The sequence below is a fragment of the uncultured Leptotrichia sp. genome (genome assembly GCF_938036635.1).
GTDB lineage: Bacteria > Fusobacteriota > Fusobacteriia > Fusobacteriales > Leptotrichiaceae > Leptotrichia > Leptotrichia hongkongensis.
In genome coordinates, this window is the sequence record NZ_CALHQO010000053.1 from 1 (window position 1) to 4,177 (window position 4,177).

The window sequence follows — 4,177 nt, forward strand, 5'->3', positions numbered from 1 at the left end:
CATTTAATTTTAAATTAATTTTTATAAATTGTTCAAATCCAGTATTTAAGGGGTATTTTTAGCAAACAAGAAAGTCAAAAATCTCGTCTAAAAAAATAAACTCATAATTGTTATTATGAAAATGCTTGTAATTATCGGTATTGCAAGGTGAATAATAATTATGGGGTGAAAATAATCAATGGAAATTGATTTTAATGAAACAGATTTGTTGAAAGATGTCTTAAATTTTAAAATTGTTAATAGGAAAAAACTGGAGGAAAGATACGGATTTAAAAGGCTGGATTACACAATTGAGCATGTAAATAATTTTTTACGTGAAAATAATAACGGAATAATACATAAAAGTAAAAATTATTTGTATTACTTTGGAAAATATTATGAAAGTTTATTTAAAGTAAATGATAGAAGCATAAATTTGAAAATGTCATTTAGAAGAGAATTTATCCTGCTTATTTTACTTCTTGGAAAAGAAAAGTTAAATATTTACAAATTTAATAAACAAATTAGAAGAACTGAAGAAAATACTAAAAACATTCAGAACGATTTGAAACAAATCTTAAAACTTTACAATATAAAGCATTCAGAATATGCGAAGTCAACAAATCTTGAAAAATTATTTGAAAGCAGGAATTATAATTTTAAAGAACTGAGAGAAAATCATTTGAAGGAAATGCTAATGAGAAGAATGGAGAAGGTTTATATTGGAAAAAGTACATATCAGGAAAATTTTTATTTTAAGATGCTTCAGGAAATTTTGGAAATAAAAAGTATCAAATATATAAAAAAGCTTATTTTTATTTATATGGAACAGTTTACAGATATAATTTCTATGGATGAAAAATATTCAATATTAATGTATTTCCTTTTAAATATACACAATTCAGATATAAAATTTAATTACCAGATAAAAGAAACTGATGAAAATAAAGAGTTTTTTATAATGATGGATAAAATTTATAAAAGAGAAAAGCTAAAGATGAATTATAAGTTCCTTACAATATTTTATAAAAAATTACACAGAAAGAAAAGAAATCCTGAAAAAATATTAAATCAGATTAATAGAGATTTAGAATTAGAAAAAAGTATAAAAAATGTAGAAGTTAAAAAAATAGAAGTGAAGAAAAAAAGAGATAGAGATAAAATTGAGATTTATAGTATTGCAGAATCATCTGTAAATTTTGAAAATGAAAATTTGTTAAATAAAAAACTTGTAAAACAGTATATACGGCCAGATGAAATGCCTAAAATTAAAACATTAGTTTTAGTTGATTTGGAAGAAAATCAGATTTTAAAGACGTTTAATAAAGTACGAAAAGTCTTTAATTTTTTAGAAATAGTGAGAGTCGAGCATCTGAATAGCTTTAAAAAAATTATAACAAAAGATAATAGTGACTATGAACAGATATTGTTAATTTCAAGTTCAAAATTCGTAAACATAATAAGAAATTTTTCAAGCATTCCGATTTATCATTTTGAATTGGGAAAAGAAAAAGGAACTTTGCAAAGCAGAACATATATTTTAAAACAAATGATATACTTACGGACAATGATGTTTCAATATTTGGAATTTAAGAAAGATAGAAAAATATTTCGTAAAAAATCAAAATTATAGAATTAAAAAAATCCTAAAATATATTTGCTTTTGAAAATTTTTGGGGTATAATTATTATAGAGTGGAGATGATATTACAATAATTACAAAATTATGGTAAATATAATATAAATTGAAAGGATGTGTTGTTAAATAATGGACGCATGGAGAGGATTTAAAGAAGGAAATTGGAAAGACAACATTGATGTTACAGAGTTTATCAGATTAAATTACACTGAGTATTTAGGAGATGACAGCTTTTTAGAAGGACCAACAGAAGCTACTACTGAACTATGGAAAAGCCTTTCAGAAAAATTCAAGGTAGAAAGAGAAAAAGGTATTTACGATGCTGAAACTAAAATACCTTCACAAATTGACGCTTATGGAGCAGGATATATTAATAAAGATTTGGAAAAGATTGTAGGATTGCAAACTGATGCACCTTTAAAAAGAGCAATTTTCCCAAATGGTGGATTGAGAATGGTAAAAAACAGTTTGGAAGCATTTGGATATGAACTAGATCCTCAAACTGAAGAAATTTTTACTAAATATAGAAAAACTCATAATGATGGAGTTTTCTCAGCATATACTGATCAAATCAGAAAAGCAAGAAAAACAGGAATTATAACTGGACTTCCAGATGCTTACGGACGTGGAAGAATTATTGGAGATTATAGAAGAGTTGCACTTTACGGAGTAGATAGATTAATTGCTGACAGACAAGATCAATTGAAAAATATGGATCCAGCTGAAATGACAGAAGATGTAATAAGACTTAGAGAAGAAGTTTTTGAACAAATTAAAGCATTGCATGCTTTAAAGAGAATGGCTGAATCTTATGGATTTGACATTTCTGGACCAGCTACTAATGGTAAAGAAGCTGTACAATGGCTATATTTTGCATACTTAGCCGCTACAAAAGATCAAAATGGAGCTGCAATGAGTATTGGAAGAACTTCTACATTCTTAGATATTTTCTTGGAAAGAGATTTGCAAGAAGGTACTTTGACTGAAAAAGAAGCTCAGGAAATAATGGATCACTTTGTTATGAAATTAAGAATAATCAGATTCTTAAGAACACCAGAATATGATGCATTATTCTCAGGAGATCCAGTTTGGGTAACTGAATCAATCGGTGGTATTGGAGAAGATGGAAGATCATTAGTTACTAAAAACTCATTCAGAATTTTACATACATTGTACAACATGGGAACTTCGCCTGAACCAAACCTAACAGTTTTATGGAGTGAACAATTACCTGAAACTTGGAAAAAATTCTGTGCTAAAGTATCAATAGATACATCGTCAGTACAATATGAAAACGACGACATTATGAGACCACAATTTGGTAATGACTACGGAATTGCCTGCTGTGTATCTCCAATGACTATCGGACACCAAATGCAATTCTTTGGAGCAAGAGTAAACTTGCCAAAAGCATTATTGTATGCAATTAATGGTGGAAAAGATGAAAAATTAAAAATACAAGTAACTCCAGAAGGGCAATTTGAACCAATTAAGAGTGAATATCTTGAATTTGATGAAGTATGGGAAAAACTTGACAAAGTGTTAGACTGGTTAGCTTCAACTTATGTTAAATCATTAAATATTATTCACTATATGCATGATAAATATTCTTATGAAGCGTTAGAAATGGCATTGCACGATGTTCATATCAGAAGAACAGAAGCATTTGGAATTGCGGGATTATCAATCATTGCAGATTCATTGGCAGCTATCAAATATGGTAAAGTAAAAGTTGTAAGAGATGAAGAAGGAGATGCAGTTGACTATATCAATGAAAAAGACTATGTTCCATTCGGAAATAATGACGATGCGACAGATCAGTTTGCAGTAGACATTACAAGAAGATTTATGAACAAATTAAGAACTCATAAAATGTACAGAGATGCAACTCCAACACAATCTGTATTAACAATTACTTCAAACGTAGTATATGGTAAGAAAACAGGAAATACTCCTGATGGAAGAAGAGCTGGAGCACCATTTGGGCCAGGAGCAAACCCTATGCACGGAAGAGATACAAGAGGAGCTGTTGCTTCACTTGCCTCAGTAGCTAAAATCCCATTTGAAGATGCAAACGATGGAATTTCTTACACATTTGCAATTACACCAGAAACATTAGGTAAAAATTCAAACGAAAAACAAACTAACCTAGTTGGATTAATGGATGGATATTTCAATCAAACAGGACATCACTTGAATGTAAACGTATTCGGAAGAGAATTGTTGGAAGATGCAATGGAACATCCTGAAAATTATCCTCAATTAACAATCAGAGTTTCTGGATATGCAGTAAACTTCGTTAAATTGACTAAAGAACAACAATTAGATGTAATTAACAGAACAATTTCAAACAAAATGTAATTTTTGAAAGTTTAAAAATTTAAAATTTAAATTTAGCTGTTAAACAAATTCAATTTAAGCAAATTCAATAAATTGTTAAAATATGAAAAATGTCGCATAGTTTCATAAAATATGAGTTATGCGGCATTCTTTTCTATTATATGATAATTTAAACTAAACTCTGTTTAATACCAAAACCCATTTAAATAACGAATTTATT

At 28.3% G+C, this 4,177-nt stretch carries 2 protein-coding genes; both read left to right on the plus strand.

Annotated elements, in window-relative coordinates; genetic code table 11:
- Positions 1-178 precede the first annotated feature (178 nt).
- Positions 179-1,612: a hypothetical protein gene (locus Q0370_RS00950; RefSeq protein WP_299570854.1), complete on the plus strand. Its 1,434-nt coding sequence runs from the start codon at positions 179-181 to the stop codon at positions 1,610-1,612.
- A gap of 134 nt (positions 1,613-1,746) precedes the next feature.
- Positions 1,747-3,978, plus strand: coding sequence for a formate C-acetyltransferase (pflB, locus tag Q0370_RS00955; RefSeq protein ID WP_299570856.1), 2,232 nt, complete (start codon positions 1,747-1,749; stop codon positions 3,976-3,978).
- The last annotated feature ends 199 nt before the right edge of the window (positions 3,979-4,177 follow it).